Consider the following 26,086-nt stretch of genomic DNA (forward strand, 5'->3'; position numbering starts at 1 on the left):
GGAAGCGCTGGCAGGCGTATGGGCTCATGACTGTCCGCGGTGACCGTTCAACGGCCCGCGCCCAGGCCGTCGGTGACGGCTCAGGCGTAGGCGTCGGCGCCGAGTTCGGCGTTCGAATACACGTCCTGCACGTCGTCCAGGTCTTCAAGCATGTCCAGCAGCTTGCGGACCTGCAGGGCGACCTCGCCCTCGACCTTGATGTCGTTGTCGGCGCGGAAGGTGATCTCGGCGTGGTCGGCGAGATGCCCTGCGGCAGTCATCGCTTCCTTTACCGCGTTGAATGCGTCAGGGCTGGTGACCACGTCGATCGAGCCATCGTCCGGATAGACGACGATGTCATCGGCGCCCGCCTCGATGGCCGCTTCGGTGATCGCCTCCTCGTCGGCACCCGGGGCAAAGCTGAGCACGCCCAGGCGCTTGAACATGAAGGCCACCGAGCCCTCGGTACCCATGTTGCCGCCGCATTTGCTGAACGCGTGGCGGACATCGGCCACGGTGCGCACGCGGTTGTCGGTCAGGCAATCGACGATCACCGCCACACCGCCGGGCGCATAGCCCTCGTAGCGCACTTCCTCGTAGTCGACGCCTTCCAGCTCACCGGTGGCCTTCTTGATCGCACGTTCGATCACGTCCTTGGACATGTTCACGGACAGGCCCTTGTCCATCGCCACGCGCAGGCGCGGGTTGTTGTTGGGGTCGCCTCCACCGCCGCGCGCGGCCACGCCGATCTCGCGGATGATCTTGGTGAAAATCTTGCCGCGCTTCGCGTCGGACGCGTTCTTGCGGGCTTCGATGGAGGGGCCTCTACCCATGGGTGCTACCGTCTGGCTGCTTCAGGATCAAGGCGCGGATTCTACCTGATCGGGCGCTGCAACCGTGTCTAGGGCGGATGGACGCCGCTGCGCTCGCCGGGCATGGCCCGGCGCTACCGGGGAAAGCGCCGCAGGATCGTTGCCGGGGTAGCGCCGGGCCATGCCCGGCGGACGGTGCGCATCGACCGGGCGCCTACGCGGCCGCAGCGTCGCGGCTGTGATCGAACCGGCCGTGGCGCAGGAAGTGCGCGGTCTGCCGTGCCGCATCGGGCGAAACCACCAGGCCGCTGTGGCTGGTACGCACCACGCAATGATCGGCCAGACCCGGCAGGCGGGTTTCCGCCAGCGCCACCGTGCCGTCGGAGGCATCGTCGATCGCGCCGAGCAGGCTGCCCAGCCCATGCGGCACCGAACCGGCGATCAGGCCGACCGCGGCCGTGCCCTGCCAGTCGGGCAGGCCGTCAAGCAGCAGTTCGCTGCTGCGGCCCAAGGCCAGGCCCCAGCCATGCTCGGACAGCGAACGCGCGGTACCGCTGCCGCGCAGCGGCGAGCCAAGGCAGACCACGCGCTGTACCTGCAGCTGCGGTTGCCGGCGCAGTGCCTCCAGCGCCAGCAGCCCGCCAAGGCTGTGGCCGACCAGCGACAGCGGTCCGGCATCGGCCAGACGCTCCAACAGCTGAGGTACCGCTACATCCGGGCCGCCGAACACGGAGGAATAGCCAAAGGTCTGCACCCGGAACCCGCGCGCGCGCAGGCGCCACGCCAGCGGCCCTACCCAGGCGCGGGCGTTCCAGATGCCATGGAGCAGCAGTACGGGGGGTGTCATGTGCAACAGCCTGGCGATCAGCGGGGCGAAAACGTGAGGTGATTGAACACAGGCCGGCAGAAAGCGGCGGTGAACGCGCTCAGGCCGTTCGCGGCGCGCGGCGCAGGATGAACTCCAGATCGTTGGTCTGGCCGACCGGGAACAGGTACTGCCCGGCCTTCTCGAAGCCGTAACGGGCGTAGAAGCGCTGTGCGCCGAAGTTCTCCGACCACACGCCCAGCCACAGTGTCCTCGGGCCGTCGCGCTCCAGCCACGCCAGCGCGGTTTCCAGCAGGCGGCTGCCCCAGCCACAACTCTGCTGCGACTTGACCAGGTACAGGCGCTTGAGCTCGCCATCCCCCGCTTTCACATCCTGATGGGGCAGGCCACAGGGGCCGGCGGCGGCATGACCGACCGCCTCCCCTTCCCGCTCCAGCAACCACACGGCGTAATCCGGGTGAGCCAGGATCGTGCGCTGGCGCTCGACCGTGTAGGACTCCTGCAGGAACGCCTGCAGGTCCTGCGGCGGATACAGGTGGCCGAAGGTCTCGGTGAACGTGCGTGCGGCCAGCGCCGACAAGGTCGGCGCGTCGTCCACGGTGGCGCGGCGGATCGAGTACATGCAGGAAGTTGACGTCAGCGCGAAGGGCGGGTCAAGCCTTTTCAGGCGATTCCGCGCCTTCGTCTTCCTCGTCCTCTTCCTCGTACTCCTCTTCGTCCTCGTCCTCTTCTTCGCCTTCCTCGTCCTCGTCGTACTCTTCTTCCTCTTCGTCGTCTTCGTAATCCTCGACGCCGAAGTCTTCACCGTCCCAGCGGCCTTCGCCGTCGGCGACGAAGGTCAGGGCCATCGCCGACGGGTTGGTGCCGACGCGGACCAGCCAACCACCGAACACGCGTGCCCGCTCGGTGACCAGGTTGGCCTCGGAGCCTTCATTGCCCAGCTTTTCCCACTCCAGCGAAAACGCAAACTCGGTCATTGCCTGGATCTCCTGATCAGTTTTTCTTGGGGCGAACCTGGATGTGCACTTCGGCCAGCTGCTCGTCGACGATCGGCGACGGCGCGTCGGTCATCAGATCCTGTGCACCGGTGGTCTTCGGGAACGGGATGACGTCGCGGATCGACTCGGTGCCGGCCATCAGCGCGGCGATGCGGTCGATGCCGAATGCGATGCCTCCGTGCGGCGGCGCGCCGTAGTTCAGCGCGTCGAGCAGGAAACCGAACTTCGCACGCGCTTCTTCGGCGCCGATGCCGAGCAGCTCGAACACCGCGCTCTGCATGTCCGGGCGATGGATACGGATCGAGCCGCCGCCGATTTCATTGCCGTTGAGCACCATGTCGTAGCCGCGCGAGACCGCGGTACGGGCATTGGCGCGCAGGTCGGCAATATCGTCCACGGCTGGTGCGGTGAAGGGGTGATGCAGGGCGACATAGCGCTGCGCCTCGTCGTCCCATTCGAACATCGGGAAATCGGTGACCCACAACGGGCGCCAGCCATCGGCGACCAGCCCGAAGTCCTTGCCGGCCTTCAGGCGCAGTGCGCCCATGAAGTCGGAGACCTTGTTGTAACCACCGGCACCGAAGAACACGATGTCACCCTTGCCGGCGCCGACGTGGGCAACCAGCGCGGCGAAGGCGTCTTCGCTGAAGAACTTCTGGATCGGCGAGCTGACCTCGCCGTTGTCGGCGATCTTGATGTAGGCCAGGCCCTTGGCGCCGTACTTGGCGGCGTGCGCAGCGTACTCATCGATCTGCTTGCGGCTCAACGCTGCGCCACCGGGGATGCGCAGCGCGGCGACGCGGCCATCGGCGTCGTTGGCCGGGCCGGTGAACACCGGGAACTCACTGCCCTTGACCAGCTCGGCCACGTCCACCAGTTCCAGCGCGATGCGCAGGTCCGGCTTGTCCGACCCATAGCGGCGCATCGCTTCGGCCCAGGTCATGCGCGGGAAGCTGGCATCCAGGTCGACGTCCACCACTTCCTTGAAGATGGCGCGGATCATCTCTTCGACGAAATCCTGCACGTCGCGCTCGCGCACGAAAGCGAACTCCATGTCCAACTGGGTGAATTCCAGCTGGCGGTCGGCACGCAGCGCTTCATCGCGGAAGCAGCGCGCGATCTGGTAGTAACGGTCGAAGCCGGCCACCATCAGAATCTGCTTGAACAGCTGCGGGCTTTGCGGCAGAGCGTAGAACTCGCCCGGATGCATGCGCGCCGGCACCAGGAAGTCGCGCGCGCCCTCCGGGGTGGCCTTGGTCAGGATCGGGGTTTCGATGTCCTGGAAGCCACGCGCATCCAGGTGACGGCGCAGCGCCTGCACCAGCTTGATGCGGGTGCGCTGCATGCGCTGCATTTCCGGGCGGCGCAGGTCCAGGTAGCGGTACTTCAGGCGGGTATCTTCGCCCGGATTCTCGTGGGCGTGGAACGGCAGCGGCGCCGCCTTGTTCAGCACGGTAATGGCCGTGGCGATCACTTCCACCCTGCCGGTCGCCATCTTGTCGTTCACCGCGTGGCGGGCACGCACCACGCCTTCCACCTGCAGCACATCCTCGTAGCCCAGGCTGGCCGCGACCGCGAACACTTCGGCGTTGTCGACCTCGACCGTCACCTGCACGATGCCTTCATGATCGCGCAGATCGATGAAGCAGACGCCGCCCTGGTTACGGGCCACGTCGGTCCAGCCGGCGAGGGTGACAGTCTGGCCAATCAGGGTCTCGTCGACCAGGCCGCAGAAGTGGGTACGCATGGGGGAAAGCTCCGCTGGAGAACGCCGGCACCCGATGGGGCCGGAAAGCCCCGTATTCTGCGGCCGAGGCCCCGGCCGGGGCAAATGCGGGGCAGTCACACGGGCTTTATCCGTTCCGTCCTTATAGTCGCGCACCACACACCGTATGGGGATTCGCCATGAAAACGCTGTCCCTGGCCAGCCTGGCCGTCACCCTCAGCCTGGGCGCCCTCGCCGGGCTCACCCTCTCCCCCGCCCCCGCCGCCGCGCAGAACGGCGTCATCCGCTGCGAAAGCCAGAACAACCGCGAACGGGTCTGCACTACCGGCTGGCGCAGCGCGCAGCTGGTACGCCAGCTGTCCGGCTCGGCCTGCCAGGAAGGCCGTACCTGGGGCAGCCGCAACGGCAGCATCTGGGTCAACAACGGCTGCCGTGCCGAATTCGTCGAGGGTCGCGGCGGTTGGGGCGGTGGCAATGGCGGTTGGGGGGGCAACAACGGCGACACCATCCGCTGCGAAAGCCAGAACAACCGTGAACGCAGCTGTCCGGTCGGCTGGCGCAATGCCCGCCTGGTCCGCCAGTTGTCCGGCAGTCCCTGCCAGGAAGGCCGCACCTGGGGCGTGCGCAATGGCGCGGTGTGGGTCAGCAATGGCTGCCGCGCCGAGTTCGCTGAAGCCCGCGGTGGCTGGGGCGGCGGCAACGGCGGCTGGGGCGGCGGCGGCAACAGCAATTACTCCATTACCTGCAACAGCAACAACAACCGCGTCCAGAACTGTGACTGGGACGAGCGCCAAGGCCGGCCCGTGCTGCAGCAGCAGCTGTCGGGCAGCGCCTGTCAGGAGGGCCGCAGCTGGGGCTATTCGCGGGGCCAGGTCTGGGTGAGCAACGGCTGCCGGGCCCGCTTCGGCACGCGCTGAGCGAACGAACCTGCGGACGCGCGGCGGCACCAACACCGGCGCCGCCGCGCTCGCCGGGGATGGCCCGGCACTGCCAGGCGCGATTCGAGCGCTACGGTGCGGTTGCCGGCGGGGCCTCGTCGCCCCACGGTGCCGGCGGCAACGCCACCGGCTTGCTCAGGTCGAACTGCACGCGGAAGCGGCGGCCTTCGGGACGGGTCAGCTCGTAGACGAAGCGCTGGTCCGGCTCGATCTCCATCGCCCACACGTTGTGGGTGGACGCCAGCATGTCGGCGCGGCGGAACATGGCTACCGAATCGGCATCGGCCGGGAACTGCTGGCGTTCAGCAGTACCCGGCGGACGGCTGTCGCCGCCATACAGGGTGATCGCATCAGGGCTGCCATCGGCATGCCGGTGATCGTGCTTGAGCCGCAGCCCGCTCTCGGTGCGGGTCAGGACCCAGGTCCGCGAATGATCATCGCCAACATGGAAGGGGATGCGCAGCTCATGCCCGGGATCGGCACAGCCCCGCACGTGCATGACCAGCCGCTGCCCGGCGAAGGGGTCCTTGCCGGTCGGTGCCGGCGTGTCCTCCACCACTTTGCCCTCATACGCCTGGCCGCAGTGGGCGGCGATCGCAGCCATGAAGGCGTCGGCCGGGGCCGTCGCCACGTCGTGGGCGACCGTATGCGAGGGCTGTGAGCAGGCTGCGAGCGTGAGCAGGGCGGCAGAAGCAGTGACGAGGGCAGGCAGTTTCATGCCCCAACCCTAACGACCATGGCCGGCCTGCGCAAACCACTCACCCGTTCAACGCCCCGTATCCACGCCCTCCGCCAGGGTCTCGGTTGCCGCCACGGGTGCGACCTCGCCCGCCCCGTCCGGCTCCTGCTCGACCGGGTCGACATCGAAGGGCGTGCGGAACACCAGCGAGGGCAGCAGGGTGGTCAGCGCCGCGTACAGCAGCAATGCGCCGAACAGCACCGCCGGAATCTGGAACCGCTCACGCATGATCGCGGCCAGGACCAGGGTGAAGATCAGCGTCGGCGCCAGCGCCAGCGACACGCGCAGACTGCTGCGGAAACTCTCACCGAACATCAGCCGGCGCTGCAGCCAGACCACGCCGATACGCAGCGGCAGCACCACCAGGGTGATCACGATGCCCAGCCCCAGCGCTTCGAAGCTCAATGCCTCGGCGGGAACCTTGGTGCCGGCATTGAAGAAGTAGAACGGCACGAAGAACGATGCGAACAGCCGCAGTGCATGCAGGTTCTCGTGCGAGGCCAGCAGCGGCATGCGCTGGTGCAGCAGCCGCGCGACCAGGCCTGCGATGAAGGCGCCCACCAGGTAATACACCCCCAGCAGGTAGGTGATGTAGGCAGCGACCATGCCGACCATGACCAGCAGCGAGAACTCCGAACCGGGCGCGTGCGGCGCCACCCAGCGACCCAGCGCGATGAACAGCAGCGGCAGGCCGACCATCATCGCCAGCAGGGCCAGGCTGGACAGGGCCATGTGACCGGGATCGCTGGCCTGCAGCACGATGAACAGTGCCGCCAGCGCCAGCAGCTCACCGGCGATGGCCTTGCTGGTCACCCAGAACCGCTCGTCCTCGCTCAGACCCAGCCGCGACAGCGAATCCATGATGAAACCCGTGGAGGGCGTCAGCAGTGCCAGGGCCAGCAGGCCCGCGGCCTGCCACGGCAGGCCGGCATAGCGCCAAGCCAGCCAGCCGACGCCGAACAGGGTGGCGCTGCGCACCACAAGATGCGCCAGCAGGGGCCACATGCCACGGCGCAACGCCTGCAGATCGACCTCCAGACCTGCGAACAGGAACAGGGACGAGATGCCGAGCGTGGCCAGCAGCCCGATCACCGCGTCGTGCGCCTGGTCCCCGAGCCAGAGCATGCCGATGATCCCGAACAGCAGGCAGGTGAGCGGTGCGGGCAGGCTGAAGCGCTGCAGCGCGCGCGGGATCACCAGCAGCGCGAAGATCAGCAGCAGGTAGATCAACTCATGACTCATGGGGGACTTCCGTGTGGTTTCGAACGCGCGCAGGATGCGCGCGCACGACCCTCGGAGCAAGCCCGGCCCGGAGACTGGCGGGCGTCAGCCGATCAGCCTGTCCGCGATGCGTCCAACCTGCGCCAGGACGCTGGCGCGTTGATCGTTGCTGATGTCCGCAGCCTGCAGGTAGGCCGTAATCACCCAGGGTGCCCCTCCCCCCATGGGCCACAACACGGCGGTGTCATTGCGTGCATCCTCGCCATTGCTGCCGGTCTTGTCGCCCACCCGCCAGCGCGCGCCCAGCCCTGCGCGCAGGCACGCATCGCCGGTTTCGTTGTCGATCAGCCAGTCGGCCAGTTGCTGGCGCGCGCCCGGCGCCAGCGCATCGCCCAGCACCAGCCGCTGCAGGGTCGCGGCCATCGCCGCCGGCGTGGTGGTGTCACGTGGATCACCCTCGGCGAAGCTGTTCAGTTCCGGCTCGAGACGATCGCTGCGGGTCACGCTGTCGCCCTGAGCGCGCAGGAAGGCCGTCACGGCGGGCGGCCCGCCCACCACGTCGAACAACAGATTGGCCGCCGTGTTGTCGCTGGTGATGATCGTTGCCCGGCACAGGTCGCGTACGGTCAGATCCTTGCCGGCGTGGCGGCGCGCCACCGGCGCATGCGAGAGCAGGTCGGCCTCGCGCACCGGCACGCGCCTGTCCAGCAACCCGGGCACGCGCCGTGACTGGTCCAGCACCGTGGCCGCCAGCACCGTCTTGAACGTGCTGCACAGCGGGAACCGCTCATCCTGGCGATGGCCGATGCGGCGACCGCTGGCGGTATCCAGCACGGTCACGCCAAGCCGGCCCGCGCAGGCCTTTTCCAGGGCGGCAAAGTCCGTGGCGGCGGCGATCGCGCCGGCCGCCGCCGACGTGCCAACGCCCCTGCCGGCAGCACGGGCGATCAGCGGCAGAGCCAGTGAAGACACCACTGCTGAAGTACTGAACTGAAGGAATCGTCGACGGGGCAACATGCAGGACCTCCGGAAAGTGAACCCGATTATTGAAAGCCCCCGCCGCGCCTGACCAGCGCGTTTTTTCAGCACGTGCCATCAATTTCATTCATGCCTAAGAAGGGCATTCAACGGAGATTCCACGAACCATCCGGATCCCGCTACGATCAGTCATCATTTCAGCTCACGGCTTTCCGATGCTGCATCCGACTCTGCCGCTCAACGCCCTGCGCGCCTTCGAAGCAGCGGCCCGCCACCAGAACTTCACCCGCGCCGCGCTTGAGCTGTGCGTCAGCCAAGCCGCGTTGAGCCATCAGATCCGGGGGCTGGAGGACCGGCTGGGGATCCGCCTGTTCCATCGCCTGCCTCGCGGCGTCGCCCTCACCGATGAAGGCGCCGCGCTGTTCCCGGTGCTCAACGAAGCGTTCGAGCGCATCTCGGCCAGCATCGCGCGCTACACGGGGGGAGCGGCCCGCGAAGTGCTGACGCTGGGCGTGGTGGGTACCTTCGCCACCGGCTGGCTGCTGCCACGCCTGGCCGCGTTCGAGGCCACGCATCCGGATATCGAGCTTCGCGTGCAGACGCACAACAACCGCATCGATCTTGCCGGCGAAGGCCTGGACCTGGCCATCCGCTTCGGTGAGGGCGACTGGCAGGGGCAGGCCTGCACGGCGATCCTGGATGCGCCGTTCGCACCGCTGTGCGCCCCCGCCCTGGCACGCCGGCTGAAACAGCCGCGTGATCTGGGCACGCTGCCGCTGCTGCGCTCCTATCGCAATGACGAATGGCCGCGCTGGCTGCAGGCGGCCGGGGTCAGCGGCGTGGAGGCGCGCGGGCCGGTATTCGATTCGTCGCTGACCTTGGCCATGGCCGCTGCCGGAGGGGCCGGCGTGGCCCTGCTGCCGCTGCGCATGTTCGAACAGGAACTGGCGGAAGGACGGCTGCTGCAGCCGTTCGCCACGACGCTGGAACTGGGCCGCTACTGGCTGACGAGGCTGCGCTCACGCGCCGAGCGTGAGCCTGCGCGGCGCTTCCGCGAGTGGTTGCAGGCGCAGGGCTGATGCATGCGACCGATAGCGCCGGGCCATGCCCGGCGAGCGCAGTGCATCGGGAACACCACCGGGCATGGCCCGGCGCCCTCCATCAGGACTCCAGCAGCTCCATCCAGGCAGCTTCAGCCTTTTCCAGCTGCGCAGCGGCCGTTTCGCGATCACGGCCCAGCACGGCCATGCGGGTGCTGTCGGCATAGTTGGCCGGGTCCGCCAGTTGACGGTCCAGTTCGGCCAGGCCGGCTTCCAGCTCGGCCACCTTGGCTTCCGCCGCGGCCAGCTTGTGCGGATTCACCGGCTTCTTCTGCACGACCTGCGCCACCGGTGCGGTCTTGACCACCACCGGCTCTTCCACCTGCTCCATGCGCGCCTTGGTGCCCTGCGCCTGCGGACGGGTGCGCAGCCACGCAGCGTAGGCGTCGAGATCTCCGTCGAACGGCTCGACCACGCCATCGGCCACGCGCCAGTACGTATCGCAGACCAGGCCGATCAGGTGGCGATCATGGGAGACCATCACGATCGCGCCTTCGAAGGTTGCCAGCGCTTCGGCCAGCGCCTCGCGCATTTCCAGGTCCAGGTGGTTGGTCGGTTCGTCCAGCAGCAGCACGTTCGGCTGCTGCCAGGCGATCAGCGCCAGCGCCAGGCGCGCACGCTCACCACCGGAGAAGCCATCGACCGGCTCGAATGCACGATCACCCGGGAAATTCCACTTGCCGAGAAAATCGCGGAACGACTGGTTCGGCGCATCCGGCGCGATCTCGCGGAAATGCTCCATCGGCGACTGGCCTTCGTGCAGCGACTCGACCGTGTGCTGTGCGAAGTAGCCGATCTTCAGGTCCGGATGGGCCATGCGCTCTCCGGCAATCGGTGCCAGCTCGCCCACCAGGGTCTTCACCAGGGTGGTCTTGCCGGCGCCGTTGGGGCCGAGCAGGCCGATGCGTTGTCCCGCTTCCAGACCAAAGCCGACGTTGTGCAGGATCACGGCGTCCTGGCCATAGCCCGCCTCGACATGATTCAGGCGGATCAGCGAGAACGGCAGTTTGGCGGGCGGTGCGAACTCGATACGGAACTCGCGCTCGGCACGCACGGCCTCGGTACCGGCCAGCTTGGCCAGACGCTTCATGCGGCTCTGCGCCTGCGCGGCCTTGCTGGCCTGCGCCTTGAAGCGGTCGATGAAGCTCTGCAGATGGGCCCGCTCGGCCTGTTCCTTCTCGTGCGCGATCTGCTGCTGGCGCAGCTGCTCGGCACGTTGGCGCTCGAAATCGGTGTAGCCGCCCGGGTACAGCTTGGCGCCGCCCCCATGCAGGTGCAGGGTGTGGGTGGCGACGTTGTCGAGGAACTCGCGGTCATGCGAGATCAGCAGCAGCGTGCCGGGGTACTTCAGCAGCCACTGTTCCAGCCAGTACACCGCATCCAGATCGAGGTGGTTGGTCGGTTCGTCGAGCAGCAGCAGGTCGCTGGGCATCATCAGCGCGCGGGCCAGGTTCAGGCGCACGCGCCAGCCACCGGAGAACGAGGACACCGCGCGGTGGTGGGTCTCGGCCGGGAATCCGAGGCCGTGCAGCAGCTTGCCGGCACGTGCTTCGGCGTCATAGGCGCCCATCTCGGCCATCCGGGTATGGGCATTGGCCACCGCCTCCCAGTCTTCACGGGCGGTCGCATCGGCCTCTTCGGCCAGCACGGCGGCCACTTCCGTATCGCCACCGAGCACGAAGCTCAACGCCGGATCCGGCAGCGACGGGGTTTCCTGGGCCACGCTGGCAATGCGGACCTTGCCGGGCAGGTCGACGTCGCCCTTGTCGGCCTCCAGTTCGCCCTTCACCGCCGCGAACAGGCTGGACTTGCCGGCACCGTTGCGGCCGACCACGCCCACCCGGTAACCGGCATGCAGGGTCAGGTCGACGTTGGACAACAGCAGCCGCTCGCCGCGGCGCAAGGCGAAATTACGAAGCGAAATCATCGGGGGAGGGGTCCATATAACCGGATGGAATGTGCTGGTGAGCACTGTTCCTGCGACGCAATTCTAGCGTTAACGAATACTTGACGCGCCCCGGGATGCGCAGCGGCTGGCGTTTCCTCTCTCCCACGTCCTCACCGCACGTGTCCCGGGCCCCTCTCATGATGATGCCCATCGCGGCTAAATGGTTGCTGCTGCAACGTTTTTTCCGATGGCCGGCATTTGACAGGCACTGAATATCCCGTTAATTCCTATTTTGCGCACCGCAACAACCGTCGTCCGCTTCACCTCGTGATGTCGATACCGGTGCCGTCCCCGCCAACCGGAGTTCCGTCCCGATGACCCGCAAGACCAGCCTGATCGCCGCCGCCGTCGCTGTCGCACTCGGTGGCTCTCCGTTCCTCGCCGCCGCCCAGCAGAGCGGTACTGCCGCCAACACACTGGACACCGTGATCGTCACCGGTACCCGCGTGGCCGACCGCACGGTCGCCGAATCGCAGTCCCCGATCGACATCATCACCCCCGAGGTTCTGCAGTCCACCGGCACCAGCGAACTGGCCACCGCGCTGTCGCGTGCCCTGCCCTCGCTGAACTTCCCGCGCCCGGCCCTGACCGACGGCACCAGCGGCGTGCGACCGGCGCAGCTGCGTGGCCTGTCACCGGACCAGGTGCTGGTGCTGGTCAACGGCAAGCGCCGCCACACCTCCGCCATGATCAACGTCAACGGCAGCATCGGCCGCGGCTCGTCGGCGGTGGACATCAATGCGATTCCGATCGCCGCCATCGAGCGCGTTGAAGTGCTGCGCGATGGCGCTTCGGCGCAGTACGGCTCGGACGCCATCGCCGGCGTCATCAACATCGTGCTCAAGGGCAGCGGCAGCGGCGGCAGCCTGGCCGTCGACTACGGCCAGTATTCGGCCGGCGATGGCAACAAGTACCAGCTCTCCGGCGATACCGGCGTGGAGTTCGGCAGCGGCCGTGGCCGCCTGCACGTGGCCGGGCAGATCAGCCAGCAGGATGAAAGCAACCGCGCCGGTCCTTACCAGGGCAGCACACCGAACACCGGCAATTTCCCTGGCATCGGCGAGACGACCTTCGTGGTCGGCGATCCGCGCGTGGATGCGACCGCCGCCTCGGCCAACGCCAGCTTCGACTTCAGCGACCGCGTTACCGGCTACGCCAGCGCGTTGCTCAGCAACCGCGACATCACCTCGTTCGCGTTCTACCGCTCGCGCAACCACAGTGGGCAGGGCGCCCTGCTGGCCCAGATCTATCCCGACGGCTTCGTGCCGCAGATCAACCAGTACTCCAAGGACCGCTCGCTGGTGGCCGGCGTCAAGGGCAGCACCGACAGCGGCTGGACCTGGGACCTGAGCCTGAACCACGGCGAGAACACCCTGGATTTCCACACCCGCAACACCATCAACTACAGCCTGGGCACGGCCAGCCCGAGCTCGTTCTACGACGGCACGTTGAAGTACCAGCAGGACATCTTCAATGCCGACCTGACCAAGTCGCTGGACTGGGGCCTGGCCTATCCGGTGACGCTGTCCTTCGGTGGTGAGTACCGCAAGGAGAAGTGGGACCAGAACCCGGGCGAGCTGAATTCGTACACCGGCAGCGGCGCACAGGGCTTCGCCGGCTTCACCCCGACCAATGAAGTGCATACCGACCGCCACAACTATGCGGTCTACGCCGGCCTGGAGGCGGACCTGACCGAGAAGTTCTCCGCCGGCCTCACCGGGCGCTACGAAGACTATTCGGACTTCGGTGACCGCTTCTCCGGCAAGCTTTCGGCACGCTACGCGTTCACCGACAAGGTCGCGCTGCGGGCCACCGCGTCCAGTGGCTTCCGCGCGCCATCGCTGGGCCAGCAGGGCTACCAGGCGGTGACCAGCACCATCATCAACGGTGACTTCTTCGAACGCGGCACTTTCCCCACCACCAGCCCGGCCGCACAAGCGCTGGGCGCCTCGCCACTGAAGGCCGAGACCTCCACCAGCTACAGCCTGGGCCTGGTGCTGCAGCCGGTGGACCGCCTGTACGTGACCGTCGATGCATACCAGATCGACATTGACGATCGCATCGCGCTGTCCTCCAACATCACCACCACGCCGGCTGCCGCCGCGCTGCTGGGCGGGCTGGGCCTGCCGCAGGTGACGGCCTTCTCGTACTTCACCAACGCACTGGACACGCGCACGCGGGGCGTGGACTTCGTCTCCAGCTATACCGTGCCCTTCAGTGCCAGCAGCCTGGAGCTGACGGCGGCCTACAGCTACAACGAAACCGAAGTGAAGCGGGTGAACGGGTCTCCGTCGGTGTTCCCGACGCTGGGTATCTCGCAGTCGCTGATCGGCCGCGATGAGATCGGCCGCATCGAGGACAGCTATCCGCGCGACAAGGCGATCCTCAGCGGCACCTGGCGCTCGGATCATTGGGAGCTGGGCCTGGCGGCCACACGCTACGGCAAGTTCACCGTGCGCAATTCGGCCACCGCGCTGCGTGACCAGACCTACGGTGATGCCTGGGTAGTGGATGCCTCGGCCAGCTACAAGCCGAGCAGCAACTGGACCCTGACCGTCGGCGCGGACAATCTGCTGGACAAGTATCCGGACCGGACGGCGGACCTGCAGAACTCGACCTTCGGCATGCTGCCGTACAGCAACTACTCGCCGTTCGGCTTCAACGGCGCGTATGTGTACGGGCGTATCAGGTACAACTGGTAAGCGGCACCGGTAACGCCGGGCCACGCCCGGCGGCGCGGTGGAACGTGCATCCCTTCTGTTCCGGCAGAAGGGATCGGCCCTGTACTGCTCAAACCATCCGTTCCACCTGCCGGGTTTGCTGCATCTGGCCGCTTGGGTGAAAATCGGGACATCCCCCTCCCCGAACCCTGCGAGTGCCGATGCACCATGACACCGACCTGATCAACATCGTCGCCGTTGGCCTGGGGCTCGCCTTCATCTTCGGCGCGCTGGCCAACAAGCTGCGTTTGTCTCCCCTGGTCGGGTATCTGGTTGCTGGCATCTGCGTGGGGCCATTCACCCCGGGGTTCGTCGCCGACCAGGCGCTGGCCAACCAGCTGGCCGAACTGGGCGTGATGCTGCTGATGTTCGGCGTCGGCCTGCACTTCTCGCTGAAGGACCTGATGGCGGTCAAGGCCATCGCCATCCCGGGTGCCATCGGCCAGATCGCAGTGGCCACCCTGCTCGGCTGGGGCGTGGCGTGGTTGATGGGCTGGCCGACGCTGCATGGGGTGATCTTCGGCTTCTCGCTGGCCACCGCCAGTACCGTGGTCCTGCTGCGGGCGATGGAAGAGCGCCGCCTGCTGGAGACCATGCGCGGCAAGATCGCAGTGGGCTGGCTGATCGTGGAGGATCTGGCCTGCGTACTGGCACTGGTGATGATGCCGGTGCTCGCCGGCGTGTTCGGCCCCGATGCGGCCAAGGAAACCCACACCGTCGGCAGCGTGCTGGCCGATCTGGGCTGGACGTTCGTGCAGCTTGGCCTGTTCGTGGCCGTGATGCTGGTGGTCGGTCGGCGGGTCATCCCCTGGATCCTCGAACGCATCGCCGGCACCGGCTCGCGCGAGCTGTTCACCCTGTCAGTGCTGGCGATCGCACTGGGCGTGGCCTTCGGTTCGGCCATGCTGTTCGGCGTGTCCTTCGCGCTGGGCGCGTTCTTCGCCGGGATGCTGCTCAACGAATCGGAACTGAGCCACAAGGCGGCGCATGATTCGCTGCCGCTGCGCGATGCGTTCGCGGTGCTGTTCTTCGTTTCGGTGGGCATGCTGTTCGACCCCAACATCGTCGTGCAGCATCCGTGGCAGGTACTGGCCACGGTGCTGATCATCATGTTCGGCAAGTCCGCCGCCGCCTTCTTTATCGTGCGTGCGTTCGGCCACCCGAGCAGCACTGCGCTGACCATCTCGGCCAGCCTGGCGCAGATCGGTGAGTTCGCCTTCATCATCGCCGGCCTCGGTGTCTCGCTGCAGATCCTGCCGAAGGAAGGACAGTCGCTGGTGCTGGCCGGTGCACTGGTGTCGATCATGCTCAACCCGCTGGTGTTCGGCCTGCTCGACCGCTGGCAGGCGAAGCAGGAGCAGCTGCCGCAGGCGCCGGAGCCGGAAGAAGCCACCGGGCCCTCGCGCGACCTGCATGACCACGCCATCGTGATCGGCTACGGCCGCGTCGGCAGCGAGCTGGCGCAGGTGCTGCGCGACCGCGGCGTACCGGTGCTGGTGATCGATGACAACAAGGACCATGTCGAGCGTGCACATGCCAGTGGCCTCGCGGCGATCCGTGGCAGCGCCGCGGCCGACCGGGTGCTGGCCGAGGCCCACCCGGAGCGCGCCAAGATCGCCGTCCTGGCCATTCCGCAGCCATTGGAAGCCGGCGAAGCGCTGGCCAAACTGCGCGCGATCAATCCCGAGCTGACCCTGCTGGCACGGGCACACAGCGATGCTGAAGTGAAGCACCTGCTGGAACATGGCGCCGATGGCACGGTGATGGCCGAGCGCGAGCTGGCCTATTCGCTGGCGGAGATGATCATGTCCACCCCGCCCTACCGGAATCTCGGCCAGCACAGCATTCCGGTGGTGTGAGGCAGGGCGGATGGCGTAGCGCCGGGCCATGCCCGGCGGCTGCCATGAAAAATCCCCGGTCGACCCGCATCGACCGGGGATAGGTAACACCAGTGCCACGCCTTGGAGAGGCAGCTCCACCGTAGCGCATCGCGGCGGCGGTGGTGATCGCCACTGGCGATGACGACCAAGCGCCTGGCTATCAGGCGCCGGCCAGCGCCTGCTGCAGGTCGGCCTGCAGGTCGCCGATGTGCTCGATGCCGATCGACAGCCGCACCGTGTCTTCGCTGACCCCGGCGCGGGCCAGTTCATCGGCATCCAGCTGGCGGTGGGTGGTGGATGCCGGATGGGTGGCCAGCGACTTGGCGTCACCCAGGTTGACCAGCCGCGTGAACAGCTTCAGTGCGTCCAGGAAGCGGGCACCGGCCTCACGTCCGCCAGGAAGGCCAAAGGTCAGCACGCCTGAGCCCTGCCCACGCAGGTAACGCTGTGCGCCCGCATGCTCAGGGTCATCCGGCAGGCCGGCATAGCGCACCCACGCCACCTTCGGATGCTGCTTCAGATACTGCGCCACGGCCAGCGCGTTGGCGTTGATCCGTTCCATGCGCAGGGCCAGGGTCTCGATGCCCTGCAGGATGAGGAACGCATTGAACGGCGACAGCGCCGCGCCGGTATTGCGCAGCGGCACCACCCGCGCACGGCCGATGTAGGCGGCCGGGCCGAGGGCGTCGGTGTAGACCACACCGTGATAGCTCGGGTCCGGCTGGTTGAGACGGGCGAAACGCTGTGGCTGCGCCGTCCAGTCGAAGCGGCCCGAATCGATGATCGCTCCCCCCAGACTGTTGCCATGGCCGCCGAGGTACTTGGTCAGCGAGTGCACCACGATATCCGCGCCATGCTCGAATGGGCGCAGCAGGAAAGGCGTGGCAACCGTGTTGTCGACAATCAAGGGCACGCCGGCGGCATGGGCGACTTCGGCAATCGCGGCGATGTCGGTGACATTCCCGCGTGGATTGCCGATCGACTCCACGAACACCGCCTTGGTACGGCTGTCGATGAGGGGAGCAAAGGCTGACGGATCGGCCGGATCGGCGAACCGCGCATGGATGCCGTACTGCGGCAGCGTATGCGCCAGCAGATTGAGGCTGCCGCCATACAGCGCACTGGCGGCGACGATGTTGTCGCCTGCTTCGGCGATGGTCTGGATCGCATAGGTGATCGCAGCCTGCCCGGATGCCAGCGCCAGCGCACCGATCCCGCCTTCCAGCGCGGCCAGACGTTGCTCCAGCACGTCGGTGGTGGGATTCATGATGCGGGTATAGATGTTGCCCTGCACCTTCAGATCGAACAGATCGGCGCCGTGCTGGGTGTCATCGAAGGCGTAGGCCACGGTCTGGTAGATGGGCACCGCCACTGCGCGCGTGGTCGGGTCGGGCCGGTAGCCGCCGTGCACGGCCAGGGTTTCCAGTTGCCACTGCGGATCACTCATCGCGTCAGGTTCCATCCGGGGAAACCTGCACGATAGGCGACCCCACCGCGCACGCTGAGAGCCGCTGGCGATGAGCCCGTAACCTGTGGTTATCAGGACCTGCCCGGCAGCCCGCAGGTTCCCGCCCCCATGGGCGGGAACCTGGCCGACATCAGGCCTTGGCGAACACCAGGTGACCGCCGTCGTTGCCGACCTCGATGGTGTCACCGTTGGCGAAGGCGCCCGACAGGATCTTCTGTGCCAGCGGATTCTCCAGCTGCGACTGGATCGCGCGCTTCAGCGGGCGTGCGCCGTATACCGGATCGAAGCCCACATTGCCCAGCAGGTCGAACGCGGCGTCGGACACCACCAGCTTCAGGCCGCGCTCGGCCAGCCGCTTCTCCAGCCCGCGCATCTGGATGCGCGCGATCTGCTTGATCTGCTGCTTGTCCAGCGGGTGAAACACCACGATATCGTCGAGGCGGTTGATGAACTCCGGACGGAAGTGCGCCTGCACCACCCCCATCACCGCGGCCTTCATCTGCATGTAGGCCTCCGGGCTGTCGTCACCGCTCATGTCCTGGATCTGGTGCGAGCCCAGGTTCGAGGTCATCACGATGACGGTATTGCGGAAGTCCACCGTGCGGCCCTGGCCATCGGTCAGGCGGCCATCGTCCAGCACCTGCAGCAGGATGTTGAACACGTCCGGATGCGCCTTCTCGACCTCGTCGAGCAGGATCAGCGAGTACGGACGGCGACGCACGGCTTCGGTCAGGTAGCCCCCTTCCTCATAGCCGACGTAGCCCGGAGGTGCACCGATCAGGCGGGCGACGCTGTGCTTCTCCATGAACTCGCTCATGTCGATGCGGATCATCGCGTCGGCGCTGTCGAACAGGAATTCGGCCAGGGACTTGCACAGTTCGGTCTTGCCGACGCCGGTCGGGCCCAGGAACAGGAACGAGCCGGCAGGCCGGTTCGGGTCGGACAGGCCCGCGCGTGAGCGACGCACCGCGTCAGACACCACCTTGATCGCCTCTTCCTGGCCGACCACGCGGTTGTGCAGCACCTCTTCCATCCGCAACAGCTTGTCGCGCTCTCCTTCGAGCATCTTGTTCACCGGGATGCCGGTCCAGCGCGACACGACCTCGGCGATCTCCTCATCGGTCACCCGGTCCTGCACCAGCTTGAAGTCCTTGTGCTCGGCTTCCTGGGCAGCCGCCAGCTGCTTTTCCAGTTGGGGCAGCAGCCCATACTGGATCTCGCTCATCCTGGCGAAATCCTGCCGGCGCTGCGCGGCTTCCAGCTCCAGCTTGGCCTGCTCCACCTGCTCCTTGATCTTCGTTGCGCCCTGCAGCGCGGCCTTCTCCGACTTCCAGATTTCATTGAGGTCGGAGAATTCGCGCTCCAGCACCTCGATGTCATTCTCCAGATCGGCAAGGCGCTGCCGCGAGGCATCGTCCTTCTCCTTCTTCAGCATTTCGCGCTGGATCTTCAGCTGGATCACGCGCCGCTCCAGCCGATCCAGTTCCTCGGGCTTGGAGTCGATCTCCATGCGCAGGCGCGAGGCGGCCTCGTCCATCAGATCGATGGCCTTGTCCGGCAGCTGGCGGTCGGTGATGTAGCGGTTGGACAGCGTGGCCGCAGCAACGATCGCCGGGTCGGTGATCTCAACGCCGTGGTGCAGGGCGTACTTCTCCTTCAGCCCACGCAGGATGGCAATGGTGTCCTCCACCGAAGGCTCGCCCACGAATACCTTCTGGAAGCGGCGTTCCAGTGCGGCATCCTTCTCGATGTACTTGCGGTACTCGTCCAGCGTGGTGGCACCGATGCAGTGCAGCTCGCCGCGCGCCAGCGCCGGCTTCAGCATGTTGCCGGCGTCCATCGCACCGTCGGCCTTGCCGGCCCCGACCATGGTGTGCAGCTCATCGATGAACAGGATGATCTGCCCTTCGTTCTTGGCCAGGTCGTTCAATACGCCCTTCAGTCGCTCCTCGAATTCACCGCGGAACTTGGCGCCGGCGATCAACGCGCCCATGTCCAGTGACAGCACGCGCTTGCCGCGCAGGCCCTCAGGCACTTCGTCGTTGATGATGCGCTGGGCCAGCCCTTCCACGATCGCGGTCTTGCCCACGCCGGGTTCCCCGATCAGCACGGGGTTGTTCTTGGTCCGGCGCTGCAGTACCTGGATGGTGCGGCGGATTTCCTCGTCACGGCCGATCACCGGGTCCAGCTTGCCGCTCTCGGCGCGCGCGGTCAGGTCGATGGTGTACTTCTCCAGCGCCTGGCGCTGCTCTTCGGCGTTCTCCGACTGCACGTTCTCGCCGCCGCGCAGCTTGTCGATCGCCGACTGCAGGCGCGCCTTGTCGGCACCGGCGGCGCGCAGCGCCATGCCAAGCGTGCCGCCATCCTCCAGCGCCGCCAGCACGAACCACTCACTGGCGATGAAGGCATCGCCGTGCTGCTGGGCCAGCTTGTCGGTGTGGTTGAGCAGGCGGTTGAGATCATTGCCGATCGACAGGTTGCCGGCCTGCCCGGACACCTTCGGCAGCGCGTCCAGCGCCTCGTCCAGGCGCTCGCGCAGCACCGGTACATTGACACCGGCCTGCGCCAGCAGCGGGCGCGTGCTGCCGCCCTGCTGGTCCAGCAGTGCGCTGAACACGTGGACCGGTTCGATGATGCTGTTGTCGCGGCCCACGGCCAACGACTGCGCGTCCGCCAGCGCCTGCTGGAAACGCGAAGTGAGCTTGTCCATCCGCATTGCGAATCCTCATCGGTCGTCAGTGCCGGCCCGTGCCGGCGATGCTGGAAAGATGCGGTTGCACCACCCGGTTTCAAGGGCGGCTGCGACTGCACCCCGGGGCCAGTCAGCCTGGGGCCAGCATGCCGGAGCGGGTGTGGTCGGCGCGTTGATCCGGATCAGTTACGCATGGCGGGCCGCGCCCGCGATCGCTCAGCGCGCGATCGCGCTGCGGATCGCCCGGAGCTGCTGCTTGACCGCCCGCGATTGCGCCACATCCATGCGCAGCAGGGCCTTCTGGCCAATCGAGCGCGCCTGCAGATCCGGATCCACGAAGCGGTAGCGGCCCCGTTCATCGCGTTGAACGAGGGGCGCCTGCTGCGGCTCCGGGGTCTCCAGCAGATGGTCGATCACCGCCACCAGGCGATCATTGAAGTAGCCCTCTGGCCGCCCAAGATCGACATAGGCCTGCTGGATCAACGGGTAGAAGCGCTTGTACGCCGTAGCCGTTGCCGCCGGGTCCAGCGCGGTGAATGCCTGCACATAGGGCGCATAGCGCGCGGCGTTGCTGGCGGCGATGCGTTCCCCGCCCTCGCCCGGCTCGACCTGCAGGCTCCCCGGCAGAGGCCGCGCGGCCAATGCGGTCGGCGGAACACTGGGCTTGTCCAGATTGTCGACCTGGGTCACCAGGCGCTGGATCAGGTGATCGCGCAGCAGCAGGGTGAGCGGCCCCTCGCCCTGGAACAGCTGGCTCAATGCGCTCCAGGCCGCGATATCGCTGTCGGCCAGTTTCGGCAGCGCGGGATCGGCCGCGGCTTCGGTGTCCAGCGGATGCCGGATGGCGGGCGGCGCCGGTGCGGTTTCTGCGGCCGCCTTCGGTTGTGGCGGTGCGCCAGCACTGGCGGGGGGCGACTGCACCGGCACCGGGACACCGTCCGCCAGGCTCTTGAGCTGATCGCGGAACAGCCAACCGCCCGCGCCACCGATCACCACCACACCCAGCACCCAGGGCCATACCGCCTTTCCACTCTGCATGATGCAGTCCCTCGTTTTCCATCTGCATGGACAAGGTGTGACCCTCTCGATTCCCGAGGGTTCCCCGCGTGTTCCGCTGCCGTTGGGGTTGGCGCCGCACGCAGGGCACGCTCACGCCTGCTTTGCGCGCGCTGCGCGAGGCTGTGCACCTTGTCGTGGGGAGACCGTGCCATGCACTACGCGTTGTACTACTGGACCGGCATCCAGGGACGTGGCGAATTCGTACGATTGGCCTTGGAAGACGCTGGCGCCGACTACATCGACATGGCGCGGATACATGGCGACGCCGTGATGCAGCCCTTTCTCGATGGCCACAGTGAGGGCGCGCAACCGTTCGCCCCCCCGTTCCTCAAGGCGGGGCGACAGGTCATCGCGCAGGTCGCAGCGATCCTGGATTTTCTCGGCCCCACCCTGGATCTGGTGCCGCAGGCCGCGGCGCGGCGCATGCAGGCGCTGCAGTTGCAGCTGACCATTGCCGACCTGGTGGCTGAAGTACACGACACCCACCATCCGATTGCCGCGTCGAAGTACTACGTGGAACAGAAGACCGAAGCCAACGCACGTGCGGCGTCATTGCGCAGCGAGCGGCTGCCGAAGTTCCTCGGCTACTTCGAGCAGGTGCTGGCGGCCAACGGTGGCCGCCATGCACTGCGCGAGCACTCCTACGTGGATCTGTCGCTGTTCCAGCTGATGAGCGGGCTGGACTACATGTTCCCGCGCCGGATGCAGGCACTCACGCCGCGCCTGCCCCTGCTGCGGGCACTGCAGGAGCGGGTGGCGAAGCGACCGAACATCGCTGCCTATCTCGCGTCGGAGCGGCGATTGGCGTTCAACACCAACGGCATCTTCCGCCACTACCCCGAGCTGGACGGAGAGCGGTAGCGTCGGGCCATGCCCGGCGTCACCGGTCAATGATCGGCGCGATCACCCAGCGGCTTCACCGCCTGCTTCTGCAGCGACAACAGCCCCAGCAGCAGTGCCAGCGCCACGTAAGCCCCTGCAAACTGCCAGCTGATGGTACGCGCCAGGCCTTCAAGGTCCCACGGCAGATAGATGCCGCCGCGCGGATCCACCGAGTGGATCAGGCCGAACAGGGTCAGCACAGCCGCCACCAGCAGGAAGCCGCAGGCGCGGCGCAGACGGCCGTCAACCATCGCGGCCACGGCGGAAATCCACAGCATCGAGGTGATGATGAAGCCGTTGCCCAGAGTGAAGATCACGGCCAGTTCCGGCAGGCCGTGTCCATCGAGCTTGGTCAGCAGCTGCGGCAGCTGGTCCGGTGCGATCCAGCCCGGCGCTTTGATCGCCAGCAGGTAGGCCACCGAAGGCAGGAAGCCGAACACCATCGCTCCGGCGTGCTGTCGCGGTGTGGCCTGGAAGGCCTGGGTGGTGATGTCGATGGCGACGTACACGATGATCGGCGCCAGCACCGCCAGCGGCAGCCACTGCACCAGCCCGGAAATGATGCCCAGCATGCCGCCGATGCCGACGAACAGGCCCGTCAGCAGCGTGTACCCGCTGCGTGCGCCCATGTGCTTGTATGCAGGCTGGCCGATGTAGGGGGTGGTCTGCGCGACACCGCCGCAGACACCGGCCACCAGCGTGGCCACCGCTTCCACCAGCAGGATATCGCGGGTGCGGTAATCATCCCCGGCCGCGCGCGCGCTCTCGGACACGTTGATGCCACCGACCACCATCAGCAGGCCGAACGGCAACAGCAGCGGCAGGTAGGTCATTGCCGTGGGCAGGCCGTCCAGGAAGCCCAGCGTCGGCAGCGGCAGCACCACCTGCGGCGGCGTCCACGCCGGCACGTGGAAGCCGGGGGCCCCCAGTCCCGCCAGACCGAGGCCGTAGTACAGGACGGTGCCGAACACGAACGCCAGCAGCACACCCGGGCCACGCACCGGCAACCGGCCCTTGGCGATCAGCACATACAGCAGCAGGCCCAACGTGGTGAAGCCGACCAGTGGCGAACGCAGGGTTTCCAGCAACGGCAGCAGGCCCATCAGTACCAGCGCGATGCCGGCGATGGAGCCGAGCAACGCTGCACGCGGCAGCGCGCGGGTGACGGCTTCGCCGAAGAAGGAGAGCACCAGCTTGAGCGCGCCCATGATGACCAGCGCCGCCATGCCCAGCTGCCAGGTCGCAATGCCGGCGGCATGCGGGTCCATGCCCTGCTGCTTGAACGCGACGAACGCCGGACCGAGCACCAGCAACGCCATGCCGATGCTGGTGGGTGCATCCAGCCCCAGCGGCATCGCGGTGACGTCATCACGCCCTGTGCGTGCCGCCAACCGGCGCGCCATCAGCGTGTACAGCAGATTGCCGATCAGCACGCCAAAGGCGGTACCGGGAAACATTCGGCCGAACACCACGTCGGCGGGAAACTGGAAGATGCCGACCAACGCCATGGCGATGAAGCCGAGGATGGAGAGGTTGTCGACGACCAGGCCGAAGAAGCCATTGAAGTCACCGGCGACGAACCAGCGACGCGGTGCGGCGGAAGCGGGAGCGGACATGGAAGGGGCGATGGGGGTGGGGAGCGCCGATGGTAGGCCCAGCGGGGCCGGCGCGCCAATTCCACGGTGGAATGATGGGTTCCAGCCAACGGCAGGGCCCCTCGTGGCTGGACGCAAATCGCAGATTCCCGGGCTGGCCCGTGCGGGTGGGCGTCGCGGGGGACGCCGTGAACCCATCCCTGGGGGCTTGGCCGCGGCATCCATGCCGCGGACACCCCCGCGACGCCCACCCGCCCGGCCCCTGACAGTTTCCCGCGTGTGCCAGCCACGGAAGAGAATCAAAAGATCAAAAGCAAAGGCAGGCTCTCGTTGTAGCGCCGAGCGCATGCTCGGCTGCCATACGCGAAGCCTCTGAGCCGAGCATGGCTCGGCTACAGAAGATCATCCCGATCACTCCTTCGTTCATCCACGCATGGCGTGGATCTACCGTGTCGACCAAGGTCGACACCCATCAGGCAACAGCCATGCCATTCCGACAGATCACAGGAATCTGTCGAAGGCGGGGTGGGTCCGGTTGCGGGGGTGTCCGCGGCATGGATGCCGCGGCCAAGCCCCCAAGGACGGGTTTACGGCGTCCCCCGCAACCTGACCCACCCCGCCATCCCCCAGATAACCCGCTTCTGCTCTGGCTCTGGCTCGTAGCAGGTGCAGGGCGCAGCCCTGCATAAAACCCCAACCCTCACTTCTTCAGGAAGTTGTCCACCAGCAGATGCTTCACGTCGTCGAAGCGGCCATTCAACACCGCCTTGGCCGCATACAGGGCCGTACCCGCCACCTGTTTGGCCTCGATCTGCGGCGGCATCACCAGCTCCGCCCGGCTGGTATGCACGTCCAGCAATGCCGGACCGCGCTGGGCGAGGAAGTCCTGTACGGCCTCCTCCAGGTCCTCGCTGCGGGTGACCGTGCGGCCATGGAAACCGATCACCTCGGCCAGACGGCCGAAATCCGGATTCTTCAGATCGGTGTAGTTGTCCAGCAGCCCTTCCACCTTCTGCTCCAGCTCCACGAAGTTCAACGAACCGTTGTTGAACACCACCACCTTGATCGGCAGCTTCTCCTGCACGGCGGTCAGCAGATCGCCCAGCAGCATCGCCAGGCCACCATCGCCCGACAGCGAGATCACCTGCCGGCCCGGGAACGCCTTCTGCAGGCCCAGCGCCTGCGGCATCGCATTGGCCATCGTGCCGTGCAGGAGACTGGTAAGCGTGCGGCGACGGCCATTGACGCGGATATGCCGCAGCACCCACACCATCGGCGAGCCACCGTCGGCGGTGAACAACGCATCGTCGCTGGCGTATTTCGACAGCAGCGCGGTCAGGTGCTGCGGATGGATCAGTTCGCCCTCGCCCGGCTGCTCCTCCTGCTCACGCTTGGCCAGCGCCTTGTCGCGACGCTCGATGCACTCGTCGAGGAACGTGCTGTCCTCGCGGGGTGGCAGCATCGGCAGCAGTGCATCCAGCGTCGGTGCGATGTCACCCACCACGCCCAGGTTCACCGGATGGCGGCGACCGAGATGGCTGCCATCGCGATCGACCTGGATGATCGTCGCCTTGTCCGGATAGAACTGCCCCCAGGCAAAATCGGCGCCGAGCAGCAGCAGCGTGTCGCACTCCATCAGGGTGTGGAACCCGGATTCGATGCCGAAGATGCCGGTCATGCCCATGTTGTACGGGTTGTCCGGCTCGACGAAGTCCTTGGCACGCGAGGTGTGCGCGATCGGGGCCTGCAGGCGCCGGGCCAGTCCCAGCAGCTGCGCATGGGCGCCCTGGCAACCGGCACCGGCATAGATGCCGATGCGCTTGCCCTGCCCCAGCAACCCGGCGATGCGCTGCAGCTCGCCATCCGACGGGCGCAGCACCGGCTGGGCGTAGTGCACCGAGAACGGCACATCGTGCTTCACCTCGGCCTGGCTGATGTCGGCCGGCAGGATCACCACCGCCACGCCGCGGCGGCTGATCGCCGCCTGGCAGGCCAGGGCGACCACGCGTCGTGCCTGCGCCGGGCTGTGCACCTGTTCGCAGAACACCGTGCAGCTGCCATAGACCGCCTTGAAATCCACTTCCTGGGGGAATTCCATGCCCAGTTCGCTGGTCACCACCTGGCTGGCGATCAGCACCATCGGTGCGCGGTTGCGGTTGCTTTCAAAGATGCCATTGATGAAATGCAGGCCGCCGGGACCGCAGGAGCCGGCACAGGCCGTCAGCTCGCCGCTCACCAGCGAGTCGGCGCCGGCGGCGAAGGCGGCCACCTCTTCGTGGCGCACATGTACCCATTCGATTTCGCTGCGATGCAGTGCATCGGTGACGTGGTTCAACGTGTCGCCGACGATGCCATAACAGCGGCGGACACCCGCCTGCTGCAGGGTATCGACAACGATCTCGGCAACGCGCTTGCTCATCGGATGCATCCTCGAACGGGGGAACGTCCGAGGCTAGACCCGACGAGGTGATGCCTTCGTGGGCAAGCCACGCATCGCCTCGACAGGCAAACTGCAGAGCGATATC

Annotated in this window: 19 protein-coding genes; 5 read left to right on the forward strand and 14 right to left on the reverse strand. The window is 66.9% G+C overall.

Features of this window, described 5'->3' with window-relative positions; genetic code table 11:
* Positions 1 to 80: 80 nt before the first annotated feature.
* The 5 genes from AC5P5M_RS03515 to aspS all read right to left on the reverse strand — a co-directional run bounded on the left by AC5P5M_RS03515 (position 81) and on the right by aspS (position 4,362).
* The gene (locus tag AC5P5M_RS03515) at positions 81 to 812 is read right to left on the reverse strand and encodes a YebC/PmpR family DNA-binding transcriptional regulator (RefSeq protein ID WP_180875520.1); all 732 of its coding nucleotides are present in this window, start codon (positions 810 to 812) and stop codon (positions 81 to 83) included.
* A 193-nt stretch (positions 813 to 1,005) separates the two neighbouring features.
* Positions 1,006 to 1,638 carry an esterase/lipase family protein gene (locus tag AC5P5M_RS03520; RefSeq protein WP_053519363.1) on the reverse strand — a complete coding sequence of 211 codons (633 nt, stop codon included), beginning with the start codon at positions 1,636 to 1,638 and terminating at the stop codon, positions 1,006 to 1,008.
* Positions 1,639 to 1,717: 79 nt separating this feature from the next.
* On the reverse strand, positions 1,718 to 2,239 hold the full coding sequence (locus AC5P5M_RS03525) for a GNAT family N-acetyltransferase (RefSeq protein WP_065182592.1): 522 nt from the start codon (positions 2,237 to 2,239) through the stop codon (positions 1,718 to 1,720).
* Between the two features lie 31 nt (positions 2,240 to 2,270).
* On the reverse strand, positions 2,271 to 2,594 hold the full coding sequence (locus tag AC5P5M_RS03530; protein WP_478053941.1) for a DNA primase: 324 nt from the start codon (positions 2,592 to 2,594) through the stop codon (positions 2,271 to 2,273).
* A 16-nt stretch (positions 2,595 to 2,610) separates the two neighbouring features.
* Entirely contained in the window at positions 2,611 to 4,362 is a 1,752-nt protein-coding gene (gene aspS / locus AC5P5M_RS03535) for an aspartate--tRNA ligase (protein ID WP_053519369.1), read from the reverse strand.
* 158 nt (positions 4,363 to 4,520) lie between these two features.
* Here aspS and AC5P5M_RS03540 point away from each other — a divergent pair, with 158 nt between their 5' ends.
* A complete protein-coding gene (locus AC5P5M_RS03540; protein WP_164153046.1) occupies positions 4,521 to 5,258 on the forward strand; it encodes a DUF3011 domain-containing protein in 738 nt (245 codons plus the stop codon).
* 91 nt (positions 5,259 to 5,349) lie between these two features.
* Here AC5P5M_RS03540 and AC5P5M_RS03545 read toward each other — a convergent pair whose 3' ends face one another.
* The 3 genes from AC5P5M_RS03545 to blaL2 form a co-directional block, all read right to left on the reverse strand.
* Positions 5,350 to 5,997: a hypothetical protein gene (locus AC5P5M_RS03545; RefSeq protein WP_053519373.1), complete on the reverse strand. Its 648-nt coding sequence runs from the start codon at positions 5,995 to 5,997 to the stop codon at positions 5,350 to 5,352.
* A gap of 48 nt (positions 5,998 to 6,045) precedes the next feature.
* Positions 6,046 to 7,260, reverse strand: coding sequence for a cation:proton antiporter (locus AC5P5M_RS03550; protein ID WP_495205563.1), 1,215 nt, complete (start codon positions 7,258 to 7,260; stop codon positions 6,046 to 6,048).
* Positions 7,261 to 7,344: 84 nt separating this feature from the next.
* Complete coding sequence (gene blaL2 / locus AC5P5M_RS03555; RefSeq protein WP_193396486.1) at positions 7,345 to 8,256, reverse strand: L2 family extended-spectrum class A beta-lactamase; 912 nt, start codon at positions 8,254 to 8,256, stop codon at positions 7,345 to 7,347.
* 176 nt (positions 8,257 to 8,432) lie between these two features.
* On the opposite strand from blaL2, the gene ampR reads away from it, so the two are divergent.
* Positions 8,433 to 9,296 carry a LysR family transcriptional regulator AmpR gene (gene ampR, locus AC5P5M_RS03560; protein ID WP_053519379.1) on the forward strand — a complete coding sequence of 288 codons (864 nt, stop codon included), beginning with the start codon at positions 8,433 to 8,435 and terminating at the stop codon, positions 9,294 to 9,296.
* An 82-nt stretch (positions 9,297 to 9,378) separates the two neighbouring features.
* On the opposite strand, the gene AC5P5M_RS03565 is transcribed toward ampR, so the two are convergent.
* A complete protein-coding gene (locus tag AC5P5M_RS03565; RefSeq protein WP_053519381.1) occupies positions 9,379 to 11,244 on the reverse strand; it encodes an ABC-F family ATP-binding cassette domain-containing protein in 1,866 nt (621 codons plus the stop codon).
* A 335-nt stretch (positions 11,245 to 11,579) separates the two neighbouring features.
* Between AC5P5M_RS03565 and AC5P5M_RS03570 the strand changes: the two genes are divergently transcribed.
* Both AC5P5M_RS03570 and ybaL read left to right on the forward strand, forming a co-directional pair.
* The gene (locus AC5P5M_RS03570; RefSeq protein WP_164153043.1) at positions 11,580 to 13,967 is read left to right on the forward strand and encodes a TonB-dependent receptor plug domain-containing protein; all 2,388 of its coding nucleotides are present in this window, start codon (positions 11,580 to 11,582) and stop codon (positions 13,965 to 13,967) included.
* Between the two features lie 179 nt (positions 13,968 to 14,146).
* Positions 14,147 to 15,844 (forward strand): YbaL family putative K(+) efflux transporter, encoded by a 1,698-nt coding sequence (ybaL, locus tag AC5P5M_RS03575; RefSeq protein ID WP_053519386.1) that lies wholly within the window; start codon positions 14,147 to 14,149, stop codon positions 15,842 to 15,844.
* Positions 15,845 to 16,025: 181 nt separating this feature from the next.
* Here the strand turns inward: ybaL and AC5P5M_RS03580 are convergent, their stop codons facing one another.
* The 3 genes from AC5P5M_RS03580 to AC5P5M_RS03590 all read right to left on the reverse strand — a co-directional run bounded on the left by AC5P5M_RS03580 (position 16,026) and on the right by AC5P5M_RS03590 (position 21,063).
* A complete protein-coding gene (locus AC5P5M_RS03580; RefSeq protein ID WP_495205564.1) occupies positions 16,026 to 17,312 on the reverse strand; it encodes an O-acetylhomoserine aminocarboxypropyltransferase/cysteine synthase family protein in 1,287 nt (428 codons plus the stop codon).
* Between the two features lie 151 nt (positions 17,313 to 17,463).
* Positions 17,464 to 20,049: an ATP-dependent chaperone ClpB gene (gene clpB / locus AC5P5M_RS03585; RefSeq protein WP_065174752.1), complete on the reverse strand. Its 2,586-nt coding sequence runs from the start codon at positions 20,047 to 20,049 to the stop codon at positions 17,464 to 17,466.
* Positions 20,050 to 20,241: 192 nt separating this feature from the next.
* Positions 20,242 to 21,063: a DUF3014 domain-containing protein gene (locus AC5P5M_RS03590; RefSeq protein ID WP_495205565.1), complete on the reverse strand. Its 822-nt coding sequence runs from the start codon at positions 21,061 to 21,063 to the stop codon at positions 20,242 to 20,244.
* Positions 21,064 to 21,234: 171 nt separating this feature from the next.
* On the opposite strand from AC5P5M_RS03590, the gene AC5P5M_RS03595 reads away from it, so the two are divergent.
* The gene (locus AC5P5M_RS03595) at positions 21,235 to 21,945 is read left to right on the forward strand and encodes a glutathione S-transferase (protein WP_495205566.1); all 711 of its coding nucleotides are present in this window, start codon (positions 21,235 to 21,237) and stop codon (positions 21,943 to 21,945) included.
* A gap of 26 nt (positions 21,946 to 21,971) precedes the next feature.
* Here AC5P5M_RS03595 and AC5P5M_RS03600 read toward each other — a convergent pair whose 3' ends face one another.
* Together AC5P5M_RS03600 and AC5P5M_RS03605 are read right to left on the reverse strand one after the other, a co-directional pair.
* Positions 21,972 to 23,582, reverse strand: a complete 1,611-nt coding sequence (locus AC5P5M_RS03600; RefSeq protein WP_111187260.1) for a SulP family inorganic anion transporter — start codon at positions 23,580 to 23,582, stop codon at positions 21,972 to 21,974.
* Positions 23,583 to 24,261: 679 nt separating this feature from the next.
* Complete coding sequence (locus AC5P5M_RS03605) at positions 24,262 to 25,980, reverse strand: thiamine pyrophosphate-dependent enzyme (protein WP_180875516.1); 1,719 nt, start codon at positions 25,978 to 25,980, stop codon at positions 24,262 to 24,264.
* Positions 25,981 to 26,086: the final 106 nt, after the last annotated feature.

Source organism: Stenotrophomonas sp. YJH_SMC_106-19 (assembly GCF_059368375.1).

What these genes read in the sequence shown, in the direction of transcription:
- AC5P5M_RS03515 (WP_180875520.1), bottom strand. Translation starts at nt 812, where the DNA reads ATGGGTAGAGGCCCCTCCATCGAAGCCCGCAAGAACGCGTCCGACGCG.
- clpB (WP_065174752.1), bottom strand. Translation starts at nt 20,049, where the DNA reads ATGCGGATGGACAAGCTCACTTCGCGTTTCCAGCAGGCGCTGGCGGAC.
- AC5P5M_RS03565 (WP_053519381.1), bottom strand. Translation starts at nt 11,244, where the DNA reads ATGATTTCGCTTCGTAATTTCGCCTTGCGCCGCGGCGAGCGGCTGCTG.
- AC5P5M_RS03605 (WP_180875516.1), bottom strand. Translation starts at nt 25,980, where the DNA reads ATGAGCAAGCGCGTTGCCGAGATCGTTGTCGATACCCTGCAGCAGGCG.
- ampR (WP_053519379.1), top strand. Translation starts at nt 8,433, where the DNA reads ATGCTGCATCCGACTCTGCCGCTCAACGCCCTGCGCGCCTTCGAAGCA.
- AC5P5M_RS03580 (WP_495205564.1), bottom strand. Translation starts at nt 17,312, where the DNA reads ATGAGTGATCCGCAGTGGCAACTGGAAACCCTGGCCGTGCACGGCGGC.
- AC5P5M_RS03525 (WP_065182592.1), bottom strand. Translation starts at nt 2,239, where the DNA reads ATGTACTCGATCCGCCGCGCCACCGTGGACGACGCGCCGACCTTGTCG.
- AC5P5M_RS03595 (WP_495205566.1), top strand. Translation starts at nt 21,235, where the DNA reads ATGCACTACGCGTTGTACTACTGGACCGGCATCCAGGGACGTGGCGAA.
- blaL2 (WP_193396486.1), bottom strand. Translation starts at nt 8,256, where the DNA reads ATGTTGCCCCGTCGACGATTCCTTCAGTTCAGTACTTCAGCAGTGGTG.
- AC5P5M_RS03530 (WP_478053941.1), bottom strand. Translation starts at nt 2,594, where the DNA reads ATGACCGAGTTTGCGTTTTCGCTGGAGTGGGAAAAGCTGGGCAATGAA.
- ybaL (WP_053519386.1), top strand. Translation starts at nt 14,147, where the DNA reads ATGCACCATGACACCGACCTGATCAACATCGTCGCCGTTGGCCTGGGG.
- AC5P5M_RS03550 (WP_495205563.1), bottom strand. Translation starts at nt 7,260, where the DNA reads ATGAGTCATGAGTTGATCTACCTGCTGCTGATCTTCGCGCTGCTGGTG.
- aspS (WP_053519369.1), bottom strand. Translation starts at nt 4,362, where the DNA reads ATGCGTACCCACTTCTGCGGCCTGGTCGACGAGACCCTGATTGGCCAG.
- AC5P5M_RS03600 (WP_111187260.1), bottom strand. Translation starts at nt 23,582, where the DNA reads ATGTCCGCTCCCGCTTCCGCCGCACCGCGTCGCTGGTTCGTCGCCGGT.
- AC5P5M_RS03540 (WP_164153046.1), top strand. Translation starts at nt 4,521, where the DNA reads ATGAAAACGCTGTCCCTGGCCAGCCTGGCCGTCACCCTCAGCCTGGGC.
- AC5P5M_RS03520 (WP_053519363.1), bottom strand. Translation starts at nt 1,638, where the DNA reads ATGACACCCCCCGTACTGCTGCTCCATGGCATCTGGAACGCCCGCGCC.
- AC5P5M_RS03545 (WP_053519373.1), bottom strand. Translation starts at nt 5,997, where the DNA reads ATGAAACTGCCTGCCCTCGTCACTGCTTCTGCCGCCCTGCTCACGCTC.
- AC5P5M_RS03570 (WP_164153043.1), top strand. Translation starts at nt 11,580, where the DNA reads ATGACCCGCAAGACCAGCCTGATCGCCGCCGCCGTCGCTGTCGCACTC.
- AC5P5M_RS03590 (WP_495205565.1), bottom strand. Translation starts at nt 21,063, where the DNA reads ATGCAGAGTGGAAAGGCGGTATGGCCCTGGGTGCTGGGTGTGGTGGTG.